We start from the raw sequence: 21,797 nt of genomic DNA on the forward strand, positions 1-21,797 counted from the left end.
GAGGAATTGTATTCCGACAAATGCCATTAGCCATTTGTGATATTTTCTAGCCGTGCTAAGCATTACTTTTTAGCTCCGCCTTAGAAAGCTCCTTGTTAAAGGCGTTTAATTCTGGCTTTTTAACGATTGAGTAAATTACTGGGAGCACAATAAGAGTGAGTAGCACAGCACTTGTCATTCCGCCTACCATAGGTGCAGCAATACGACTCATAATCTCCGAACCTGTTCCTGTACCATATAAAATGGGCATCAAGCCGATAATGATTGTTGCAACTGTCATCATTACTGGACGAACTCGTAAGCCTGCACCGTGCAATAATGCATCTTGATATGCATCATCAGAGATAGGTTCAGCTCGCTCTTCAGCTTTTTCCTTAAGCTCAGCAAGTGCCTGATTGAGATAGACCAACATTATCACACCAATCTCAACCGCTACCCCAGCTAGAGCAATAAAGCCCACGCCAACAGCCACAGAGAAGTTAAACCCTTCCAGATACATCAACCATAAGCCACCAATCATCGCCATCGGCAAGGTAACGATAATGATAGCCACCTCACTAAACGCTCTGAAGTTTAAGTAAAGTAGAATAACAATAATGGCGAGTGTTAAAGGCAATACATAGGTGAGCTTTTCTTTCGCTCTTTCCATATATTCGTATTGCCCAGCCCAAGTAATTGAATAACCTGCTGGTAGTTTTAGATTATTAGCCAAGTGTATTTTTGCACTTTCAACATAAGTACCTACGTCAACACCGTCTATATCGATAAACGTCCAGCCATTTAAACGAGCATTTTCACTCTTAATTCCCGGCGGACCGTTCTCAACTCGAATATCTGCGACATCACCTAGTGCAATGCGTTGACCACTTGGTGTTACAACAGGTAATCGTGATAGCTGCTCAGGAGAGTCTCGATAGTCTTGCGGATAGCGTAAGTTAACAGGGTAACGCTCTTGACCTTCTACCGTTTGGGTAACGTTCATACCACCAATAGCTGTAGAAACCACTTGTTGAACATCTTCGATGTTTAACCCAAAGCGACTTGCCTTATCGCGTGAAATATCAACCTTGATATATCGTCCACCTGCAACTCGCTCTGAGTAAACTGATGCTGTGCCTGTAACTTCGGGTAAAATTTGCTCTATTTGTTGGCCGATTTCCTGAATCACATCAAGCTCTGGTCCGGCGACTTTAATACCCACAGGCGTTTTTATGCCTGTTGCTAACATGTCGATTCGGGTCTTGATTGGCATAACCCAAGCATTCGTTAAGCCCGGAAACTTAACCAATTTATCAAACTCAGCTTTTAACGATTCAGTAGTCACACCCTCTCGCCACTGCTCTCGTGGCTTCAATTGAATAAAGGTTTCAATCATGGTTAAAGGTGCAGGATCGGTTGCAGTTTCAGCTCTTCCTACTTTACCAAATACAGTTTCAACTTCTGGCACAGTGCGAATAAGCTTGTCTGTTTGCTGCAATAACTCCCTTGCTTTACCAATTGAAATACCGGGATAGGTAGTAGGCATATACATGAGATCGCCTTCATCCAATGGCGGAATGAATTCACTACCAATTTTATCGACAGGCCAAAAGCCAACGATAGTCACTAATATTGCTGCTACTATTGTCGATTTTGGAAACTTCATGACTTGCTTTAAAACAGGCATGTAGATAGCAATCAATAATCGGTTTAACGGGTTTTTCTTTTCAGAAACAACTTTGCCTCGAATAAAGTAGCCCATCAAAACAGGCACCAATGTGATCGCCAAACCTGCTGATGCCGCCATTGCATAGGTTTTTGTATAGGCGAGCGGAGAGAACATTCTTCCTTCTTGCGCTTCCAAGATAAATACAGGTAAGAATGAGACTGTAATGATCAGTAAGCTAAAAAATAGTGCAGGGCCTACTTCACTCGCAGCCTTAGCAACAATTTGCCAGCGATTTTCATCTGTTAGTGGTGTTTTCTCCATATGCTTGTGCATATTTTCAATCATCACTATTGCACCATCAGTCATCGCACCAATCGCAATAGCGATACCGCCTAAAGACATAATGTTGGCATTGATGCCTTGCATATACATGATAATGAACGACACCAAGATACCTAATGGCAGAGTAACAACTGCCACAATAGATGAGCGAAGATGAAATAGGAAAGCCACACAGACAATAGCAACGACTGCAAGCTCCTCTAGCAACTTGCTCCAAAGATTATCAACAGCACGATCTATTAACTTCGATCTGTCATAAACAGGGACAATCTCCACCCCCTCTGGTAGAGAAGATTTAAGCGATTCAAGTTTTTCTTTTACCCCGTTTATGGTTTGTTGAGCGTTTTCACCAAAGCGCATAACGACAACACCACCAACAACTTCGCCTTCACCATTAAGCTCTGCGATACCACGGCGCATTTGAGGCCCTAAATTAACGGTAGCAACATCACCAATACGCAATGGCGTGCCTTGTTCGTTAATACCAAGTGGGATTTTCTCTATATCACTAACTGATTGAATATACCCCGTTGCGGTAACCATATATTCAGCTTCAGCCATTTCCACAACGGATGCGCCAGTTTCTTTGTTCCCTTTTTGTAAGGCTATTTGTATTAAACTTAGAGGAATATCGTAAGCTCTCAATTTATCAGGATCTACTTGCACTTGATACTGCTTAACCATACCACCAACGGCGGCAACTTCGGACACGCCCGGAACAGTTTGTAGTTCATACTTTAAGAACCAGTCTTGAATGCTTCTTAATTGGCTTAGATCATGGTTTCCAGACTTATCTGTTAAAGCGTAAATGTATACCCAACCCACACCTGTTGCATCAGGTCCTAATTGAGGTTTTGCCGAATCAGGCAGGCTTGATGCTACTTGGCTTAAGTATTCAAGTACTCTGCTTCTAGCCCAATACAAATCAGTATCGTCATCAAAAATAATGTAGACGTAGGAATCACCAAAAAATGAGTAACCACGAACAGTTTGCGCCCCCGGCACTGATAACATCGCTGTAGTAAGAGGAAATGTCACTTGATCCTGCACTACTTGTGGTGCCTGTCCCGGATAGCTCGTCTTAATTATCACCTGCACATCAGAAAGATCGGGGAGTGCATCTACTGGTGTTTTTTGTAATGAATACAAACCACCAAACGCGATAATTAAGGTAATCAACAAAACAAAGAAACGATTGCCGATAGACCATCTAATAATTGATTCAATCATTATTTTTCTCCCACTTAATGATTAGAATGATCAACAGCAGCTTTATTTTCCTTGCCGTGTTGTTCATCTGATTCAAGAGAAATGTCAGTGATAACTAAGTCATCTCTAACCTCAAAAGTGAAAGTGACATTATCACCGACATTGAAATCAACCATTTCTATATTGTCCGCGACGATAAAATCCATCGTCGCAGCAGGTCTATCCCATTTCTCTATTGGGCCTCTGCTAATATTTAGAATCCGTGTATCAATATCAATCGCATTAATCAAACCAGATACTGTTGCTGATGATACTTCAGGCTCACTCATGATATGAATTCCAGTAATTTCATATCCACCGTCTTCGGTTTTGCTCACTTCAAAGTGCAAAGATTGACCTGACTTTAATGAGTCAATATCGACTTTTTCAGCCACAGTAAAATCCATAACCATTTCAGGCCAATCCCAAGCTTCAGCAGGGCCATGTGAAATATTAACCATGCGGTGCCCTGCCATAACACTATTAACATCCCCTTGCATCCAAACAGAGTTAGGCACTTCATCATGAGTCATTCGTTTAAAGTCAGAGCTTTTACTTGATTCAGAATCAATCAAGAATTGGGCAGATGTCACCACAACGTCATCTTCATTTAAGCCGTCTAATATTTCGATGCTGTCGATATCAACCCGGCCAATAGTCACTTCAATAGATTTAAATTGCCCATCACCTAACGCAAGTACTACTCTGTCCTGTTTACCTGTTCTAATAACGGCTTCTTTAGGCACGAGGATGGTGCTATCAGCTTGATTAGCGTGAATAGAGACTTGTGCAAACATATTTGGTTTTAATTGATAGTCTGTGTTATCAAATTTCAATCTCACTCGGAGTGTGCGTGTTTTACTGTTCAATGTTGGATAAACATAATCAACGACACCAGCCCAGTCCTCACCGGGTAAATAATCCAGTGTCATTGATACAGGAAGTCCTTTTTTAATTAAGGCTGCGTCACGTTCAAACACTTCTGCTTCAACCCAAACTTGATCTAGCTGGCCAATGCTTAATAAGGTGTTTCCCGGCTTTACATAAAAACCTTCTCTAACCTTCAAACCATCGACAACACCTGCTTGTGGTGAATAAAAGGTAACTGTTTGCTGAACCTTTCGTGTCTTTTCTAGCTTTTGAACAAAGTCTGCTGAAAGCTGTAACGCTTTTAGGCGATCTTTGGCTGCTGAAATTAAAGAACTATTGTTGCGCTTTAACGCTATTAACAGCTCTTCCTGAGCATTAACTAACTGAGGAGAATATAGTGTATAAAGAGGCTGCCCTTTCTCTACAGGGTTACCTGCTGCTTTGATGTAAAGTTTTTCAATCCAGCCATCAACCCGTGGGTGGATATGAATTAGCTTATCTTCATCATATTGAACATAACCTACCGTTGAGATTTCAGTATGCATATTTTTCAGTTCAACAGGTGCAGTGCGAACCCCAAGGTTATTCACTACATGAGGCGCAATTTTTACTGCTCCGGGGCCAAAGTCATCACCAGATGATTCTTCCTCATACACAGGTATTAAATCCATCCCCATAGGCGACTTACCGGGCTTGTCCCGGCGGTAATTAGAATCCATCGGTGCAACCCAATACAGAGGCTTTTTTTCTCCTGATGTTGCTTCATTACTATTACTGTTTGAGCCAGTACCTTGATATAAACTCAATGCTCCAGCACCAAGTGCTGCCCCAATGATGATGGCAATAATTGTTTTTGTATTCGTTGACATTATTTTTCTCCAAATTGCTGACTGGATAAGTGCTGATTAGTTTTGTGTGAAGTTTGCATCGACTTATGTTCAGCATTTGAGTTAGATTGAGAATGCGCAAAGAAATAGTTGATACGAGCAACTGTTTTAAGTGCGTCAACATCAATTCTTAAGGCTGATATTCTGGCATTTAATTCTGCGATTCTTGCTCGAACAACTTCGGCAAAATCGCCATCATCATTTGTGTAGGCTGTCAATGACGCTTCTGCTTGGTCATGAGTTTGTTTAAGGAGTTGTTCTTGATAGATAGATTATCTATCTGATAAGCGTTTAAGCTGTCTTAGTTCTTTTTCTAAAACACTGATCATTTGCTTTGTCAGTAATAGTTTCTCGGTTTTAATAGTCTCTGAATCTGCAATAGAAGCTGCAACTTGCTTATCTTGTCTGTTCTCGGTAAACAAGGGTAAATCAAACGTTACCCCAACAGAAAATAAATCAGCTCGGCTATCACCAGAGGGCATATTGTCGCGATAGGCATAACTAGCATTAACACCCCATTCCGGCTCATATTGCTGTTTGGCTAACTCAATTCCTTTTTCTGAAGCTTTGCGTTTTATATCAATTGCAAGTATGGCTGGGTGATTCGAAAGCTCCTGAGCCAATAGATTTCTTGAGTAATTAGATGCTTTTAGGACTGTTGGATTATTCAATTGAATCGAAGGCAATTCTTTTGAGACGCTAAACTCTAATGGTTGCGCGTCAAAGTTGAATGATTCATTCAAACGATCCGCATCGTAAATATGAAGCCACTCATTGAGACGAGCGATTGTCGTTTCTAGTTTCTGCTTTTGCGAAGTTAATCTGTCATCTAACTGCACGATTTCCAACTGAGCACGAATAACATCTTGCTGTCTAGTTTTACCAACAACGTTTGAATAGCTAGCTTTAGCCACTTCCGCCATCTGCTCAAAGAGAGACCAATCATCTTCAATCAATTTAATAGTTTGTTGGGCTAAGTAAGCATCTAACCAAAGTTGTGACACTTGGCTTTTCAACTTAGCTTTACGATCCTCTCGTAACAGTGGAAATTTCGTGGACTCAATTTGTAACTGGTCTTTCTTGATCTCTAGACTGTCGCCTCTCGGAAACATTTGAGAGACGCCAACCTTTAGCTGAGTCATTCCTTCCTGATCTAAATCCCAAGTATCTGTTGGTAAATTCATTATCCCTAGCGATACTTTCGGATCAGGCAAAGTACCTGAAGCAATACTTCTATTTTCAACTGCACTTTGTTTCAATCGGCTACCATGAAGCCAAGGATCATTTTGCTGAGCTAAGGTGATAGCTTGTTCAAGCGGCACTACTTTCTCAGCTTGAGCTGAGAATACAGATAAGCCGAGTATTAATGCAGTTGAAAGTGAAGTAAGGTTTGAAGAGTTCAATTTCATTAGAATTGCTCCTCGTATGTCTTAACTTTTGCATAGACTTTGCTCGTTCCATCTTTAAATAGAATTAACACGTTGTATGGCATAAAGCGGTCATCGACTTCCATACCGGGAGAGCCAACTGGCATTGCTGGAACTGAAAGCCCAATCGCATTGGGATGTTCTTCTGATAAGAACTGCTGAATAAATTTAGCAGGTATATGACCTTCAAAGGCAAATCCATTTCTACTCACTGCCGTGTGGCATGAACGGTAATTAGGTTTGATACCATACTTAGTTTTGATGTTGCCGATGTTTCGGAAATCTTTGGAATGCGCAACGATCCCTTTGTCTTCAATATGAGTTATCCATTTTTTACAACACCCACAAGTAGGGGTTTTATAAACGATTAACTCCAAAGGTGTTACGTCGTTATTGTGTGCATGGTTATGTTCGTTGGCGTTTGCAAACGCAGGTGAAAGCAGCATTACTACTGCTATTTTTAAATACTTATTGATCATTTTTGCCCCCAGACATCGCTGGAAAATATCTATAGCGCTACGACGCTATATTGACTAACAGAAAAATTAATTACATGTGCGAGAAATTTGGACGCACTAATCCTGTATTAGGCAAAAATTGGTGGACGATAAAGGGAAGTGGAAATTGAATGAGGTTGTTTAGATTGCAGAGCAGCTACAGATTCACTGAATATTTGAATATCTGTCGAATCAATACTGGAATTTAGGACTGTCGTAGATGAGCAAGCATTTGCAGGACAAATACATTCAACGTCACAACAATCTTCTGATTGACCATTACTGCTTTTATTCATATCACCATGATCCATGTTCATGTTCATGTGTGATTCGTGAGAACCTGATGACATTTCGCAAGGCATAGCAGAATACGCAAATGCTTGCCCTACAAAGGCAACCAGCATAAGCGTCATTACTAAGACTTTTGAAAATGCTTTAGACATAAAATTCTCTTACAAATATACATCTCTAATACTAATGCAAATTTTTGACTAAGTCAATTGATGCTGTATAAACATTTATGAATATTTGATTATCGTCAAATTTTTCAAAGAGGTAAGTGACAAATAATAATCTCATCAGACTTCTTATCTTCGCTATTCAATGGCTTTTATTTTGAGACTTAAGTTGCTCTCTCATTTCTAAAACTCGATCTGCCGAATAAGCTCCTGCTCTCATAACAACCAGTTCAACAAATGAAATATCAATTAACTTATGGTCAGCATCAATCACATAACAACTCCCACTATGTGTGTATATTTCTAACTTATCCTCATCAGCAGATTTGCTAACAATCTTTGAAGTCACGATTTGCTGAAATGGCCGAAACCTGAATGTTTCATCTTCAATAACCCCCCCTGATAAAAACTCGCCAAGAAATATTTTTTCAAATTCTTTATAGTCGTAAACAGATACTATGTAGGCATCCTTTAAATATATTCTATCCAACGTATTCCCTTACTAATAACTAGCCGGGAGCATATCTCGCAGCTCTAATAACTCATTAGGAGAATACATACACTCATGCATTAAATTAAACTCAAATGCATTTACATCAAACTCTTTAGATTCAGCATCTAAGATATAAAAGTCAACACCAAAGCACTTACTTTCTAGACCATTGATTTCCAAAACCTTTATCGTGAATAAAGCATCTCCTTCTTTACCATTTTCATTTTCGTCAGCAAATGTGCCGTAAAGCACCCGTTCAACTTTTTCCTCTGTATCAGATTGAATTGAGATAAGTTTTGCGTTGGTTAGTTTTACTCTAGGTCTCATGCTTGAACTCCTTTCATATCTTCTACAGAAAAAGGACGAAAAAAACTTAGATATTTAACCCCATCAACTTTAAGCAAATTGTTGTCAGCATCAAAATGTGACAGAACACTAGATTGATACAACGAAATGTATTTTTCATAATCGATTGTGTTAAAAAAGTTGGTATCAACGCGCCTCGCATAAAAAACAAGATCTTGCTGTTCGATACGAACAATGAACTTCTGATCGCCATCTAGATTTTTGACTCGTAGACATAAATCAGGTTTGTGCCAATCAGATACAAAGGAAGGAATCAATGGGAAGCCATATACCAAATAGCGCATACCTTCGATTTTGAAGGTTGTTGGATTGAACTGAGCCTTATTTACTTTGCCGCTACTGAATAATTCAAGTGTCAACACCAGCCAGTGCACATGCTTAGAAAATGTATTTCCTTCAGAAATACAGCCTTCAAACTCACCATTATGGTTTACATGATTGATGTACATGTATTTTCTAATGTCATCCAAGGAAAGCTTTTCAAACGGAAACTTGCAAGCGATTAGCCTGAAATAACAACCATGAACTTTTAAATCTGCATATTGAACTATCAACGGATCATCAAAGGCATCAAAGTATGGTCGCCACTCTAAGCGGAAGTCTGCACCTGTATTTACAATAAACTTGGCATTTTCAGGCAACCCTAAAACTTGGTATATCACTGAAACTAACTCTAATGTTTCGATATCTACCAGCATCAGGCTTTCAATACGGTTTGCCATTGACTCAATTTCTTTATGAAGCGATTCAATAATTTCTTGATCATCGTATTCGTTGATCATTAAATATTTCAGGGAATCGTGCTTTAGAATTGAGTCCAGCTTTTTCTTTTCAAATACTTCAGAGAGATATTTATGGGTATCAGAAAAATGAGGGCAGTTATAAACACCTCTAGCCCACAGGCCTTGGGCGTAAAGATCAGGAAACTCTAATAACTCAGCAAACTCTTTTGCTTGTTTATTGAGCTTATTCTTTAATTGATAAAGTGAGATCACTTAGTTCTCCAAACAACTTTCCAATAAACAATGGCCTACCAACACATTGCTTTATTTATTGTTCAAATAACCAAATTTTTACGGATGCTCCGCTTCACTGTTCACGTTTTTCAAGGCGAAAAACATGTGTAGGCGTAGGCTGTCCGCACAACCTTTCACTCATAATATCGCTAAATTTTTAAATGGCAACTTACGGATTTGTACAAAATCAGTCAGAAATTTTGGCTTTGAACTCATCAAAGCTAAGTCCGAAAAGGGATATGACTAATTCTTCATTTATATTGGAACCGGGAAATTTTTTTTCAAAATTTCCAATGATGCTATCTAGGTGGCTAGCTAATATTTTTACTAAAAATATTTCCGAGTTTGGTGAGAGAGCAGACAGTGCTATCAATGGGTTGTCAAAGGATTCAGCTTTTATTTTTACTAGTAAATCGCTGTAACTGTTACAGTCATACAGACAAATAGCTAGGGCTTCTTGGGCTTGTCCAAGGGGAATAGTTAATAATTTAGATAATCGTTTTGCCTGCCTTTTTATATTTACTAGCAGGTCTTCTTTATTAAAAGACATCAATACACCAAAAAACGGCAACGCTAGGCCACGCACCTATGTCACTCAGTTTTTGTGAATATTTAATCTTTTAGTTCAGAGTAAATCCATTTCGTCCTGTTTTCGTGGGAACGGGCTTCTCTGAAAAGCCACTGCAAAAAGCAGTGGCTATTGTCGCAATATTATAAGGAAATGTGAATTGTAGTTTGATGCCTACATGTTCTTTTCAGTGAATTCAGCCAAGCTACTACGCTCTACTTCATCAAATATCAATACTGAGCCTTTTTCATAGTTTCTATACACGTTAACAGCCGCGCTAGCACCTGAAGATGCGGGTGTGACAAACTTATCATCAATCTGGGCTAAGTTGCCCAACACGATTGTGCGACAATTTTTGCCACCACGGCTTAACATGCCCTTAATTTGCGCTCTAGTCATGTTTTGAGCTTCATCAATGATTAAAACAGCATCGTCTATTGAACGACCTCGGAAGTAAGCCATACTAGTAAATTCTATATTGGCTTTTTCGATCACATGCTCAACAGTTGCACTAATATTACCTTCATTGTTATCACCTGAATGCATTGATATAAGCGCATCTGTTATACCTGCTAATAACGGCATTGATTTCTCTGTCAGGTCACCGGGTAAAAACCCCGGATCATCGTCCATAAAGTCTCTGGAGCGCACCACAACGATTTTTTTGTACTTTTTTAACTCCAATACTTGATGCAGCGCCGAAGCAACTGCTAAAAAAGTTTTTCCGGAGCCAGCAGGGCCAAGGATGATATTTAAGTCATAATATGGATCTGTTAATTGGCTTAAAGCTACTGCCTGACGCTGATTTTTAGGCAAAATGCCCCATACTTTTTCTTGTTTACGAGGCAATAACTTTGTGAATACCTCAGTATCTGTTACTTCTGAAATTCGCCCAATGTGTCCAGCTTCATCGTACCAATACATGTTTGGCTGAACTTCATCATTAAATAGACTTATTGGGAAAGTATAAACTTCTCCTGAAACCTTGAAGTCTTTGTCTGATTTAATTCGATCAAAAAGATCTCCTTTAAAGGCTTGTACCCCTGTGTATAAAAGATCAATATCTGATATTTGATTATCTACGGCAACGTCTTCTGCCATGACCCCTACGGTTCGAGCTTTCAAGCGCATATTAATGTCACGGCTAACAATTACTACGTCTTTATCTAAGTCCTTCTGAAGATACAGTGCATAGTTAATTATTCTATTGTCAGCGTCACTTCCAATACCGTGCTTTAACTCTTTAGCCATATCGAGCTGGGTATCAATTCCAATAAACAGTTTTCCTCGTTTAGCTGTTTCAGTAGAAGGCAGTGGAATACCAGCTTCCATCTCTTCTGCACTGTGCCCATTTATTATATCTTCAAGCATACGAATACATACACGAGCATCAGCACTAACCGATTTGTTAGTTCTTTCTTTTAAGTTATCTAATTCTTCTAGAACTGTTAGACAGATGTAAATATCATCTTGATATGACAGGATACTTTTTGGATCATGAACCAACGCAGACGTGTCAAGAACACGAGGGTTTCGGTTTTCAACAGAGCTTTTCATGACGCAGCCCTCCAAAAGTTTGCATCGTTGCTAGAATGCGTGTTGTACTTACATCCCAAATAACAAATACTCTGTAAAGATTGGCTATTGTGGGAATGCTTAAAGTCGTTACAAAAATCCATGTTTAGAGAAATTCTTTTTACTTTTTCTACAGGCCAATAAAAACAAGGGGGTAAAAACTTTAAAATCTTTCCAATTCGGGGTTGTAAAATTACCACTGCATTTTGAATGCTACGCCCGCGCATAAAGTTAACCGATTTAAACTGTACATTAGCCTTCTCCATTATGTAATTTCGACTCGATATTGGATTTTCGTCGCCTTTGTGCAATACCTCCAGCGTATCAGTGATAGCTGCAAGCCATGGCGCCATTTTTTCCTCCTCCGTGCCTGGTAAAAAGCCTATAGACTCTGCTATTTCTGGCGTATTACGGGTAACTATTACTTTATCGTAAATACCTTTTTCGATGACCATTTCAAGGGCGCTGGCAAGTGCTAACAAGGTTTTACCACACCCTGCAGGTCCTGTTAAAATAACAAGCTCAATACTTGTATCCAATAGTGCATCTAATGCCATCCCTTGATAAATATTTTTGGGCTTAACGCCCCATGCTTGTTGATGCATTAAACGCTCAACACCAATATCTTTTAGCGTTATGTGCTCGTCATCGTACGATTTAACACGCGCCGCAAACTGATCCCCTCCATCAAGTAAATATTCATTACAAAATACATCAGGTATTAAGTTTTTAGGCACATGATGAAACGTATCTCGTCCGTGTTGCTGCGTATTACACTCCCCTACATGGTCCCAAAAATCACCTTCAATTTTTTTATAACCACTAGTGAGTAAGCTGATATCGTCAATAAGTTGGTCGGTGCGGTAATCCTCAACATATTTAAGTCCGGCGCCTTTGGCTTTTAAACGCATGTTTATATCTTTTGTAACAAGTATTACTTTTGAATCACTGTGCTGCTTTTGTAAGTACACGGCGCAATTGATAATACGATGGTCGTTTTCGTTACCAGGCAAACCAGAAATGGAGTCGACAAATAAATGGTCGTTTACAATAATGAGGGTACCGGCAGAGCTCGCTTTTGCCTTTTTGTTACTCGGCAGCGCCACGCCTTGTAGCATTTGTTCGGGCGTTGCATTTTTAAGAACTTCATCTAATCCACGAATAGCGACGCGCGCATCACGGCTTACGTCGTGTTTTCTGTCTTTTATATGGTCAAGTTCTTCAAGCACCGTCATCGGAATTACAACGTCATGCTCTTGAAAAGACAAATAAGCGAGTGGTTCGTGAAGTAGTACGTTGGTATCTAGCACATACATTTTACTTTCAAGGTTCGAAGCTTTTTCCATAGCACTTTCCTTACGTTTTATGATTTTTATGCTATACCAAAATAACTAAGTAAAACGGGCAAAACTTAAACCTGCAATACTTAATTGCTAAGGCATAATGTAAGTTTAGTCTATTTGTCATAAAAGTCCGTTTTATTACAAACTGTAATTAGTTTTGATTTACCTAAAAAAGAGTCATAGACAAGCTGTTTTAATAGTAATAATTAACACTTACAAAATTAATTAAAAGTGAGCCAAATAGCGCCTTGCAGTGGTGTTAGCTTACAGGTAACATAGCCGCCTTTTTCATCATAGACGAGACATACATGAATTTTTCCTTAGGTCAGCGTTGGATCAGTGATACAGAGTCAGATTTAGGATTAGGCACCGTTGTTGCCATTGAAGGCCGTCAGGTCAGCATATTATTTCCTGCCAGTGGTGAAAACCGTGTTTATTCTAGTGCAGAAGCACCTGTTACCCGTGTGGCATTTAATCCTGGCGATGTGATCAAAAGCGTTGAAGAATGGGAATTAGAAGTAGAGTCTATTGAAGTACAAGGCGAGTTACTTTGTTATCACGGCACCCGTGTTGATAATGGCGAAACAGCCAAGTTAAAAGAGACCTTTTTAGATCATTTTATTAAGTTTAATAAACCACAAGATCGTTTATTTGCAGGCCAAGTAGATCGTTTTGATCGTTACACACTTCGCTACCAAACGTGGTTACATAAATTTGAACGTGAGCAATCGCCTATTAAAGGCTTAATTGGTCAGCGTGCTAATCTTATTCCGCACCAGCTTTATATTGCCCAAGAAGTGGGTAAACGTTTTGCCCCACGCGTACTTTTATCAGATGAAGTAGGCCTTGGTAAAACAATTGAAGCGGGCATGATACTACATCAACAAATTATTAGTGGCCGTGCAAGCCGCGTACTTATTGTGGTGCCTGAAAACTTACAGCACCAATGGTTAGTAGAAATGCTACGCCGCTTTAACTTACGTTTTTCTATTTTTGATGAAGAGCGCTGCGACGAAGCGTTTGCAGATTCTCCAAACGTATTTGATACAGAGCAACTAGTACTTACCAGCCTTGAGTTTTTAACCAAGAAAAAACGTTGGTTTGAACAAGCAACGCTTGCTGATTGGGACCTTTTAGTAATAGATGAAGCCCATCACCTAAGTATCAATAACGGCAAGCCAAGCTCTGAGTACCAACGTATGGCAGAGCTTAGCCAAGATATTCCGGGCCTTATTTTACTTACCGCAACGCCTGATCAACTTGGTCACAGCAGTCACTTTGCGCGTTTACAATTACTCGATCCGGATCGTTTTTACGACTACGACGTGTTTAAAGAAGAAGAAGCAAATTATAAAGACGTAGCGCAAGCTGCAAATCAATTACTGCAAGAGCAAGCTCTGGACGACGCAGCCAAAGCCACGCTAATTGAGCTATTAAAAGAAACCGACATTACTGATATTCTTGAAAAAGCACAGCAAGGTGATTTACCAGCGCGTAAAGAAATACTTAACATGCTACTCGATCGCCACGGCACAGGTCGTATATTATTCAGAAATAGCCGCAGCGGCATTGATGGCTACCCTAGTCGTAAATTACACGCCTACCCAATGGCATTGCCAAAGCAGTATAAAACGGCTATGTCGGTTCTTGGTAACATGGGCGGCATTCAAAACCCTGAACTAAGTGCACACCGAGCTCTGTTTCCTGAAAAAATATTTCAAGAATTTGAAGGCGAAAGCGCAAGCTGGGGTTTATTCGATCCACGTGTAGATTGGTTAATCGACACCCTTAAAACACTTAAGCGCGAAAAAGTACTGCTTATATGTGCTAAAGCTGAAACAGCTATCAGCCTTGAGCAAATACTGCGTGAACGTGAAGCAATTAAAGCGTCGGTATTTCACGAAGGCATGTCGATTATTGAGCGTGACCGCGCTGCTGCATTTTTTGCAGACGAGTACGATAATGCACAAATATTACTGTGTTCAGAAATTGGCTCAGAAGGTCGTAACTTCCAGTTCTCGCATCACTTAGTGTTGTTTGATTTACCACTAAACCCAGATTTGCTCGAGCAACGTATTGGTCGATTAGACCGTATAGGCCAAACACAAGATGTGAACATTCATGTGCCATATTTTGAAAACACCGCTCAAGAAGTACTGCTACGTTGGTATAACGAAGGTCTAGATGCATTCGAATCTACATCAACAACGGGGCAAATGCTTTATAAAGAGTTCCGTGATGACCTACTTGAATATATTTCTGCGCATAACTGCGATGAAGACGAACTCGATCCATTACTTGAGCAAGTAGCACAACAAAATGCGGTACTGCGTAAAAAAATGGAAAGCGGACGAGATCGTTTACTAGAGCTACATTCATCGGGTCAAGGTGCTGCTGACTCGCTTGTGACTGATATCGAAAAACTCGATAACCAGTTTGAATTGCCAAGCTACATGATCAACGTGTTTGACACATTTGGCGTAAGCCAAGAAGATAAAGGCGAAAACACCATTATCTTAAAGCCAACGGAACATATGTTAAATGCATCGTTCCCATCGCTTAAAGAAGACGGTATGACGGTTACCTTTGATCGCGACACTGCACTTTCGCAAGAAGATGTACACTTTATCAGCTGGGATCACCCTATGGTGCAAGGCACCATGGATATGATTTGTGACGACGACTTTGGTAGCGCATCAGTAGCATTACTTAAAAACAAAAAGTTACCGCCTGGTACCTTTTTTGTTGAGCTTATTTTTGTTGCAGAAGCAATGGCACCAAAAGTATTACAAGTTGGTCGCTTTTTACCGCCTACACCAATTCGTATATTGCTCGATAAAGCAGGTAATAACCTAGGTGAAAACGTGGCATTTGAAGGCTTTAATCAGCAGTTATCAGCCGTAGGCCGCCAAACAGCAAGTAAGCTTGCCGGTGCATTGCAAAGCGCTGTTCACCCAATGATCACTACCGCTAAAGATATGGCACAAGAAAAACTTGAAGTTATTCGCGCAGCGTCACTTGCTAAAATGCAAACATCACTCAGTGAAGAGCAAGAGCGACTTGTTGCCCTGAAGCAAATTAATCCGAATATTCGCCAAGAAGAAATTACCTTCTACGATAAGCAACGTAACGACCTAACTACGTATATTGAAAAAACGCAGTTACAACTTGATGCAATTCGCTTAATAGTGGTTTCACACTAAATATTTAGTTTTTAGTCTTTTGAGCCGACTCCAGAGTAAATTTAGAGTCGGCTATTAAGCTTAATTGATATAAATAGCTGTACCTTTTTAAACTTCATTTAAAAACCACGTGTTCTTATTTTACTATGAGCCACTTCTACCCTCTCTAGCTATATATTAAGCCCTTTGTTGAACTGTTGATTTTGCCCAACATAACCATATCTAAAAACTCAAGCTGCACTCTATACAACTATTCTGTGAGATAGTTGATAGGTTTATTTTCCCTTGCATAAAGTTGTTTTTTTGTTAACCTACTCGCCTTCCATTTTAGTCTTTTTGAGGTGTTTATGGCGTTTCTATCTCGTTCGATATTGGCGTTTTCCATAGCGCTCTCAAGCACTAGTGTCTTTGCTCAAGCCCAATGCGATGTTGAATTACGTCATGGTTTAATTATTACTGACGATGCAATTCGCATATTAGATAAAGGCCAAACTCGTGTCCAAATTAATAACAATAACCAACTGTTTATTCGCGGTTATTGGGTTGATTTAAGTGATGACGAAAGCAAAGTACTCGAACAGTTTAGTAATGGTATTCGCCACACAGTCCCCGAATTAGTAAACCTTGCTACCGATGGTGTTAACTTAGGTTTAAGCGCTATTGAACACGTAGTTGAAGGTATGTCAGACAAAGAACCTGAAGTACTTAAAACACAATTGCAGTATGTAGAGCGCGCGCTAATGGATAAGTTTAAGCGCGGAGATGACTTCTTTTTTATAGCCCCTCAATCACTTTCGCAAATAGATGATTTTTTCACTAAAGAGATCAGCCAGCAAATTCACTCTGCTGTTCATGGATCGTTAGGTGCTATTTTGGTATCACTTGGAGATGCGTTTAAATCGCGTGAAGGTAATATAGAAGATCGCATTAACGACATGGGGCAACGCATGGATATTATCTCAAGAGAAATTGATAAGTCGCTACAAAAAAAGGCGCATCAATTAGAGCTTAAGGCTTCTGAGTATTGCGAATGTTTAAATGCACTCGATGTAACCGAGTCTCGCTTACAGGCAATAGTACCTGGTATGGCCGATTACGATTTAGTGCAAATAAAATCTTAGAGTACGTATTCGTTTTTAGAATAAAATAACACCGAGTATAAATATACTCGGTGTTTTGCTTTGTAATTGATTAAAACTAAGCGCTTCTACTTTTTATTCTAAATTGGTGAGCCCGGCGGGATTGGCAGCACTTTAAAGTTGTTTGGCCATTGCCCTTTAATTAAAAACTGATTTACTTGCTCAGCTAAATATTGCTTAAACGCACTCTCGCCAGTACTTGTATGGCTCAGCATTGAGTTTTGGTTAAAGTCTTCACTTAACTTAACTAAGTAGTAACGTAACTGCGCTTGCACTTCAGGGCTTACACTATCGCTTGCTACTAAATCAGCCATGGCTTTTGCAGTTAAAAATTGCACGCGCTGAGTTATTTTACCTGTCATCGTATTAGGTGATGACGCGTTAAACACTTGGCTATATAGCTCCTCAAGCAACTCATCTAAACTATAAAAGTCATTACTACGTGCTTGCTGCTGCGCTAGGCGGTTTAAACGTTGTGCATTTAATAAAAGCGACAAGCTATGCTGCACTGCAACCTCGGGTAATGCCATTGCATCGAGCGTTAATCCTGTGCGCCCAACTATACTCTCGCGCGATTTAGACTCACCATATGCTTTTGGCGGAATTAGCGATAACACAGATTCAGGAAGTAATAAGTTACTTGGCTTAAGCGTTGCAAAAATAGCGTTTACTGCTTCTTGCTGTGTTTTTTTATTAACGACTTGTGCGCCTTTTACGGCTGAGTCGCCGCGTGTTTCGTATTCGTAATCAACACCGGCTATGAGTTTCACTGCAGCCTCAACCTGAAAACGGTGAAACAGATAAAGCGGAACTAGTTTTTCCTCTAATTGCGATAATGAATCGCCCGTTTTAATATTATTAATACCAAACTTCGAAAGCGCTTTTTTACGTACGTCGAGTACTCTTAAAAGTTCCTGCGAAGGATTAGTGCCGTTATCCCATAGATGAGCTGTTGGATGCGCGCCACCTTTAGCACGAGCGTCGCTATCTGATATAAACTCAAGGCCTTTGGCTTTATTTTCTTTTAAAATAGCAGCAAGTTCTGCGCTTTCATCTTGGTTAGTAAAATCGCTATAACCATATTTAATTACTTGGGTATCCCATACGCCCATGCCTGTTGCATAGCCGCGCGTTACATCAAGCTTACCTTGTTCATTAAAACTAAGTAGCGGGTGTGGGTAATCCATTACAGAAGCTCTATCACCTACCGATGCCGCAAAGTTATGAGCAATACCTAACGTGTGACCAATTTCATGCGCACTTAATTGGCGAATACGATCAAGCGCCATTGCTTGCAAGTTTTTAGCAACTTCATTGCCTTTTAAATAAGGAGCAGCGAGTGCTTCAGCTATTAAAATATCTTGGCGAACACGCAATGAGCCAAGTGTTACGTGCCCTTTAAGTATTTCACCTGTACGTGGGTCAATTACAGAACTTCCGTATGACCAACCACGCGTTGCACGGTGTACCCATTGAATGACGTTGTAACGAATATCCATAGGGTCGGCGCTACTTGGCAGCACTTTTACTATAAATGCATTTTTATATCCTGCAGCAGTAAATGCGTCGTTCCACCATTTCCCACCTTCAAGCAAAGCGCTTTTAACGGGCTCTGGAACGCCAGGATCAAGGTAATAAACAATTGGTTTAACAGGTTCACTAATAGGTAAACTTGAGTCCTTTTTAGTTAGACGATGACGCGGTATATAACGCACGTACATAGAGTCACCAAGCGGCGCTGCGTAATCTTTATGTTCTATACTCCAAAAACCTGATTGCGGATTAAACTTACGAGGCGTGTAGTTATCATCTGGTAATTGAATAAGTGAATGATGCATATGAACAGTAAGCGCATAAGGGTCGGCACTTACTTGGCGAACAAATTCACCTGGTTTTGTGCCCTTAAATGTAAGTACGGCTTCAAGCTCAGTGTTTTTTACAAATGCTTTTGAGCGATTCATATAAACGGCGCTACGTGATTCATCAAGGCTAAAGTTGCCTTGCTTACGTGCAGCAAGTGTGCGGCTTACGCCATGTACATCACTTAATAAATAAGGCGTATAATCAATAAGTGCTGTGGCTTTATCCTCTGCAACCACTTTAAAACCAGCAAGTATACTTGATGCAAACGCTTCTTTAATACTTTGCTGTTCAGCCTTGTTACTTGTATTAGCACGATAGTAAGTATTTACAGCCCGCAGCATTACTTTGTCGCCAAAACGCTCAAACTGCACAAGGTGAGTATTACCAAGCTGACCTCTATCAAGGCCTATATCGTTAGAGCCGATACCGTAAGGCAAGCTTTGCTGCAGTAAAAATTGTTGTTCAAACTTATCAACTTTTAAATATACTTTTCCCTTTTGGGTATCGTAAAAAAACGAATAATAGCCCGGAAAATGATTCATTTGCGTAGTAAATTCATCAATTGACTTAATTGCTGCGTGCGCTTGAGTTATGATAGAGCACAGCACAGTAAAGAATATGTAACTTAGTAGTGGTATTTTTTTCATAATCTTATCTTTGTTATTTGTGTTTTAAGTACGATTAGGTGGCCCCATTATAGGGTGCTATTTAAACAATACAGTTATTTAAGACGAATTTCAGCGCTCTAAGCTAATCTCTCTCACATTATGATTGGTTTTAACACGTTATCAGGAAAATAGAATGCGTAGACTCCCTCCAGTATTACTTGAAGATGGTTGTTCAAGAGAACTTTTATCATTAATTCGAACAGTTTTAGCGGCATGTAAAGAAATTTCGTTTCGCGTTGGTCAAGGCGCGCTTTCTGGCGTATTAGGCTCAACCCTTGATGAAAACATTCAAGGTGAAACTCAAAAAAAGCTCGATGTATTATCTAATCAGCTGTTAAAAGATATTTTACTGGAATCAGGTACGGTTAAAGCAATCGCCTCTGAAGAAGAAGACTACACAGTAGCAGGTAACCCAGACGCTAAATTTATAGTGGCATTTGATCCACTCGATGGCTCGTCAAATACGGATATTAACTCACTTGTGGGTACTATATTTTCTATTATGGAAGCGCCTGAAGGCTATGACGCTGCTGATCAAAGCATATTTATGCAGCCCGGCCATAAGCAAGTTGCTGCAGGTTACGTACTTTACGGGCCATCAACAATGCTTGCGCTGACTACAGGTAAAGGCACGCGCATGTTTACTCTTGATAAAACACAAGGCAGCTTTTTACTTACACAAGATTTTGCCGAAATCCCTGCTGATACAAACGAATTTGCCATTAATACGTCTAACCAACGCCATTGGCAGCCAGCTATGCAAAACTATATCAATGATTTGCTAGCAGGCGATACAGGCCCGCGCGCTAAAAACTTTAATATGCGCTGGATTGCAGCAATGGTGGGCGATGTACATCGCGTGCTTAGCCGTGGCGGTTTATTTACTTACCCTACCGACACCAAAGATCCTAAAAAGCCAAATAAATTACGCCTACTTTATGAAGCAAACCCAATGGCTATGTTAGTAGAGCAAGCTGGCGGTATCGCATCAACCGGTACCGAGCGTATTATGGATATTCAGCCTGATGCAATCCACCAGCGAGTAGCCGTTATTTTAGGTTCTAAAAACGAAGTAGAAACGTGCTTGGGATATCATAAATAATCGCTTAAAACGGTTGTCCTCAATTTAAAAAACCGCATTCAATTGAAGTGCGGTTTTTTTAGGTGAGGTTTTACACCTCGCTTTTTAAACAAATCAAACTTTTACTAACGCAACTATTTGAGCAAGCTTTTGATGATTAAGCTCTCCCATTTGCTCGCTATTACTGAGCGCATAAATAAAACCTTCATGCTCAGTACAATCAATGTCATCTCGCGATTCAATTACGTTTGCCCAAAGCTCCAAATCATCTAAGTCTATTTCGTTACTTAAACAGCGTTTAAGCACATCAATTAAAACCTCGGTTGAGAGAGTATAGTGAGCTTTATTGCTATCAGCAGGGCTTGAAACGATAACCGATATAGCTTCGTCCCTTTGCTCTCCAAATGTAATAAATTCAGCTAATGCTTTTTGTGTATTCATAATATTTGTTATTCTTGGCTCACTGTTACTAAAAAGAATTATAATGACTCAACTTAACTGTACTCAATGCCACAGTACTCTAACGTGTAATGTAGACGATATATCAGCGTGTTGGTGCAATGAGCTGCCGGCTATTTTACCGCTTGATATCACAGCAACAAGTTGTTTATGCCGCAAGTGCACGCTTAATAAAATAAATACTTTTTTAGAGGGTGTTTATACACAACCTATTAAAACCCAAATAGACTTTGCAAAGCAATATAGAGGTAACGACAATTTAATTGAAGGGCTCGACTACACCATGCAAAGTGGTTACATGGTATTTAGTAAGTGGTTCTTTTTAAAGCGTGGTTCGTGCTGCAAAAATGGTTGTAAAAACTGCCCTTATGGTTTTAAAAAGTAAAAGCTATTTAATACAACTACGAGCAAACATTGATTTTTATCTTCTCATTTTCTTCTCTTTCACTTCTCCTTGTGAGTAATATTTTTAAATGCAATTATTCACAAAGAGGTTTAGAGGCGCTGCGCTTTTAGAGTAAGTGATTGTATAAAAATAGTATTCAAATACGAGTAAGCACTGGTTTTTACCTTCTCATCCCCCTGTGTCAGGATAGTTGTCGCCTCTAACTTTTAATAGAGGCAGATAAAATGAGACGTCGATTTACACAAGAATTTAAAGTTCAAG

16 protein-coding genes and 1 pseudogene are annotated in these 21,797 nt (G+C 39.8%); 4 read left to right on the forward strand and 13 right to left on the reverse strand.

All coding sequences use genetic code 11. The features are described 5' to 3' along the window. Positions 1-55: 55 nt before the first annotated feature. From GQR47_RS12385 to GQR47_RS12435, 11 genes and pseudogenes are all read right to left on the reverse strand, one after another. A complete protein-coding gene (locus GQR47_RS12385) occupies positions 56-3,220 on the reverse strand; it encodes an efflux RND transporter permease subunit (RefSeq protein ID WP_004589255.1) in 3,165 nt (1,054 codons plus the stop codon). 14 nt (positions 3,221-3,234) lie between these two features. Then, complete coding sequence (locus GQR47_RS12390; RefSeq protein ID WP_024595178.1) at positions 3,235-4,977, reverse strand: efflux RND transporter periplasmic adaptor subunit; 1,743 nt, start codon at positions 4,975-4,977, stop codon at positions 3,235-3,237. Further along, positions 4,977-6,404: pseudogene (locus tag GQR47_RS12395) on the reverse strand (TolC family protein). Before GQR47_RS12395 ends, GQR47_RS12390 begins: the two are co-directional and overlap by 1 nt. Further along, entirely contained in the window at positions 6,404-6,901 is a 498-nt protein-coding gene (locus tag GQR47_RS12400) for a DUF411 domain-containing protein (protein WP_004589252.1), read from the reverse strand. The pseudogene GQR47_RS12395 and the gene GQR47_RS12400 overlap by 1 nt, the downstream one beginning before the upstream one ends. Before the next feature lie 107 nt (positions 6,902-7,008). Next, complete coding sequence (locus GQR47_RS12405; RefSeq protein WP_130049672.1) at positions 7,009-7,362, reverse strand: hypothetical protein; 354 nt, start codon at positions 7,360-7,362, stop codon at positions 7,009-7,011. Between the two features lie 157 nt (positions 7,363-7,519). Continuing rightward, positions 7,520-7,867 carry a hypothetical protein gene (locus GQR47_RS12410; protein WP_016899198.1) on the reverse strand — a complete coding sequence of 116 codons (348 nt, stop codon included), beginning with the start codon at positions 7,865-7,867 and terminating at the stop codon, positions 7,520-7,522. Between the two features lie 12 nt (positions 7,868-7,879). Next, the gene (locus tag GQR47_RS12415) at positions 7,880-8,197 is read right to left on the reverse strand and encodes a hypothetical protein (protein WP_008109627.1); all 318 of its coding nucleotides are present in this window, start codon (positions 8,195-8,197) and stop codon (positions 7,880-7,882) included. After that, positions 8,194-9,231, reverse strand: a complete 1,038-nt coding sequence (locus GQR47_RS12420; RefSeq protein ID WP_013465892.1) for a hypothetical protein — start codon at positions 9,229-9,231, stop codon at positions 8,194-8,196. Before GQR47_RS12420 ends, GQR47_RS12415 begins: the two co-directional genes overlap by 4 nt. A 208-nt stretch (positions 9,232-9,439) precedes the next feature. Next, complete coding sequence (locus GQR47_RS12425) at positions 9,440-9,802, reverse strand: hypothetical protein (RefSeq protein WP_024595179.1); 363 nt, start codon at positions 9,800-9,802, stop codon at positions 9,440-9,442. 192 nt (positions 9,803-9,994) lie between these two features. Further along, a complete protein-coding gene (locus tag GQR47_RS12430) occupies positions 9,995-11,377 on the reverse strand; it encodes a PhoH family protein (protein ID WP_008464132.1) in 1,383 nt (460 codons plus the stop codon). Then, positions 11,374-12,741, reverse strand: coding sequence for a PIN domain-containing protein (locus GQR47_RS12435; protein ID WP_024595180.1), 1,368 nt, complete (start codon positions 12,739-12,741; stop codon positions 11,374-11,376). The genes GQR47_RS12430 and GQR47_RS12435 overlap by 4 nt, the downstream gene beginning before the upstream one ends. A gap of 305 nt (positions 12,742-13,046) precedes the next feature. Between GQR47_RS12435 and rapA the strand changes: the two genes are divergently transcribed. After that, a complete protein-coding gene (rapA, locus tag GQR47_RS12440; protein WP_024595181.1) occupies positions 13,047-15,941 on the forward strand; it encodes an RNA polymerase-associated protein RapA in 2,895 nt (964 codons plus the stop codon). Between the two features lie 326 nt (positions 15,942-16,267). Then, on the forward strand, positions 16,268-17,041 hold the full coding sequence (locus GQR47_RS12445; RefSeq protein ID WP_024605080.1) for a YggN family protein: 774 nt from the start codon (positions 16,268-16,270) through the stop codon (positions 17,039-17,041). Between the two features lie 98 nt (positions 17,042-17,139). On the opposite strand, the gene GQR47_RS12450 is transcribed toward GQR47_RS12445, so the two are convergent. Next, entirely contained in the window at positions 17,140-19,569 is a 2,430-nt protein-coding gene (locus GQR47_RS12450; protein WP_165723846.1) for a zinc-dependent metalloprotease, read from the reverse strand. Between the two features lie 154 nt (positions 19,570-19,723). On the opposite strand from GQR47_RS12450, the gene GQR47_RS12455 reads away from it, so the two are divergent. After that, the gene (locus tag GQR47_RS12455) at positions 19,724-20,692 is read left to right on the forward strand and encodes a class 1 fructose-bisphosphatase (protein WP_165723847.1); all 969 of its coding nucleotides are present in this window, start codon (positions 19,724-19,726) and stop codon (positions 20,690-20,692) included. 93 nt (positions 20,693-20,785) lie between these two features. Here GQR47_RS12455 and GQR47_RS12460 read toward each other — a convergent pair whose 3' ends face one another. Then, positions 20,786-21,112: a hypothetical protein gene (locus GQR47_RS12460; protein ID WP_024596017.1), complete on the reverse strand. Its 327-nt coding sequence runs from the start codon at positions 21,110-21,112 to the stop codon at positions 20,786-20,788. A gap of 43 nt (positions 21,113-21,155) precedes the next feature. On the opposite strand from GQR47_RS12460, the gene GQR47_RS12465 reads away from it, so the two are divergent. Next, a complete protein-coding gene (locus tag GQR47_RS12465) occupies positions 21,156-21,515 on the forward strand; it encodes a DUF5522 domain-containing protein (RefSeq protein WP_024596018.1) in 360 nt (119 codons plus the stop codon). Positions 21,516-21,797: the final 282 nt, after the last annotated feature.

Source organism: Pseudoalteromonas sp. Z1A2, from assembly GCF_011378755.1.
Lineage (GTDB): Bacteria > Pseudomonadota > Gammaproteobacteria > Enterobacterales > Alteromonadaceae > Pseudoalteromonas > Pseudoalteromonas distincta.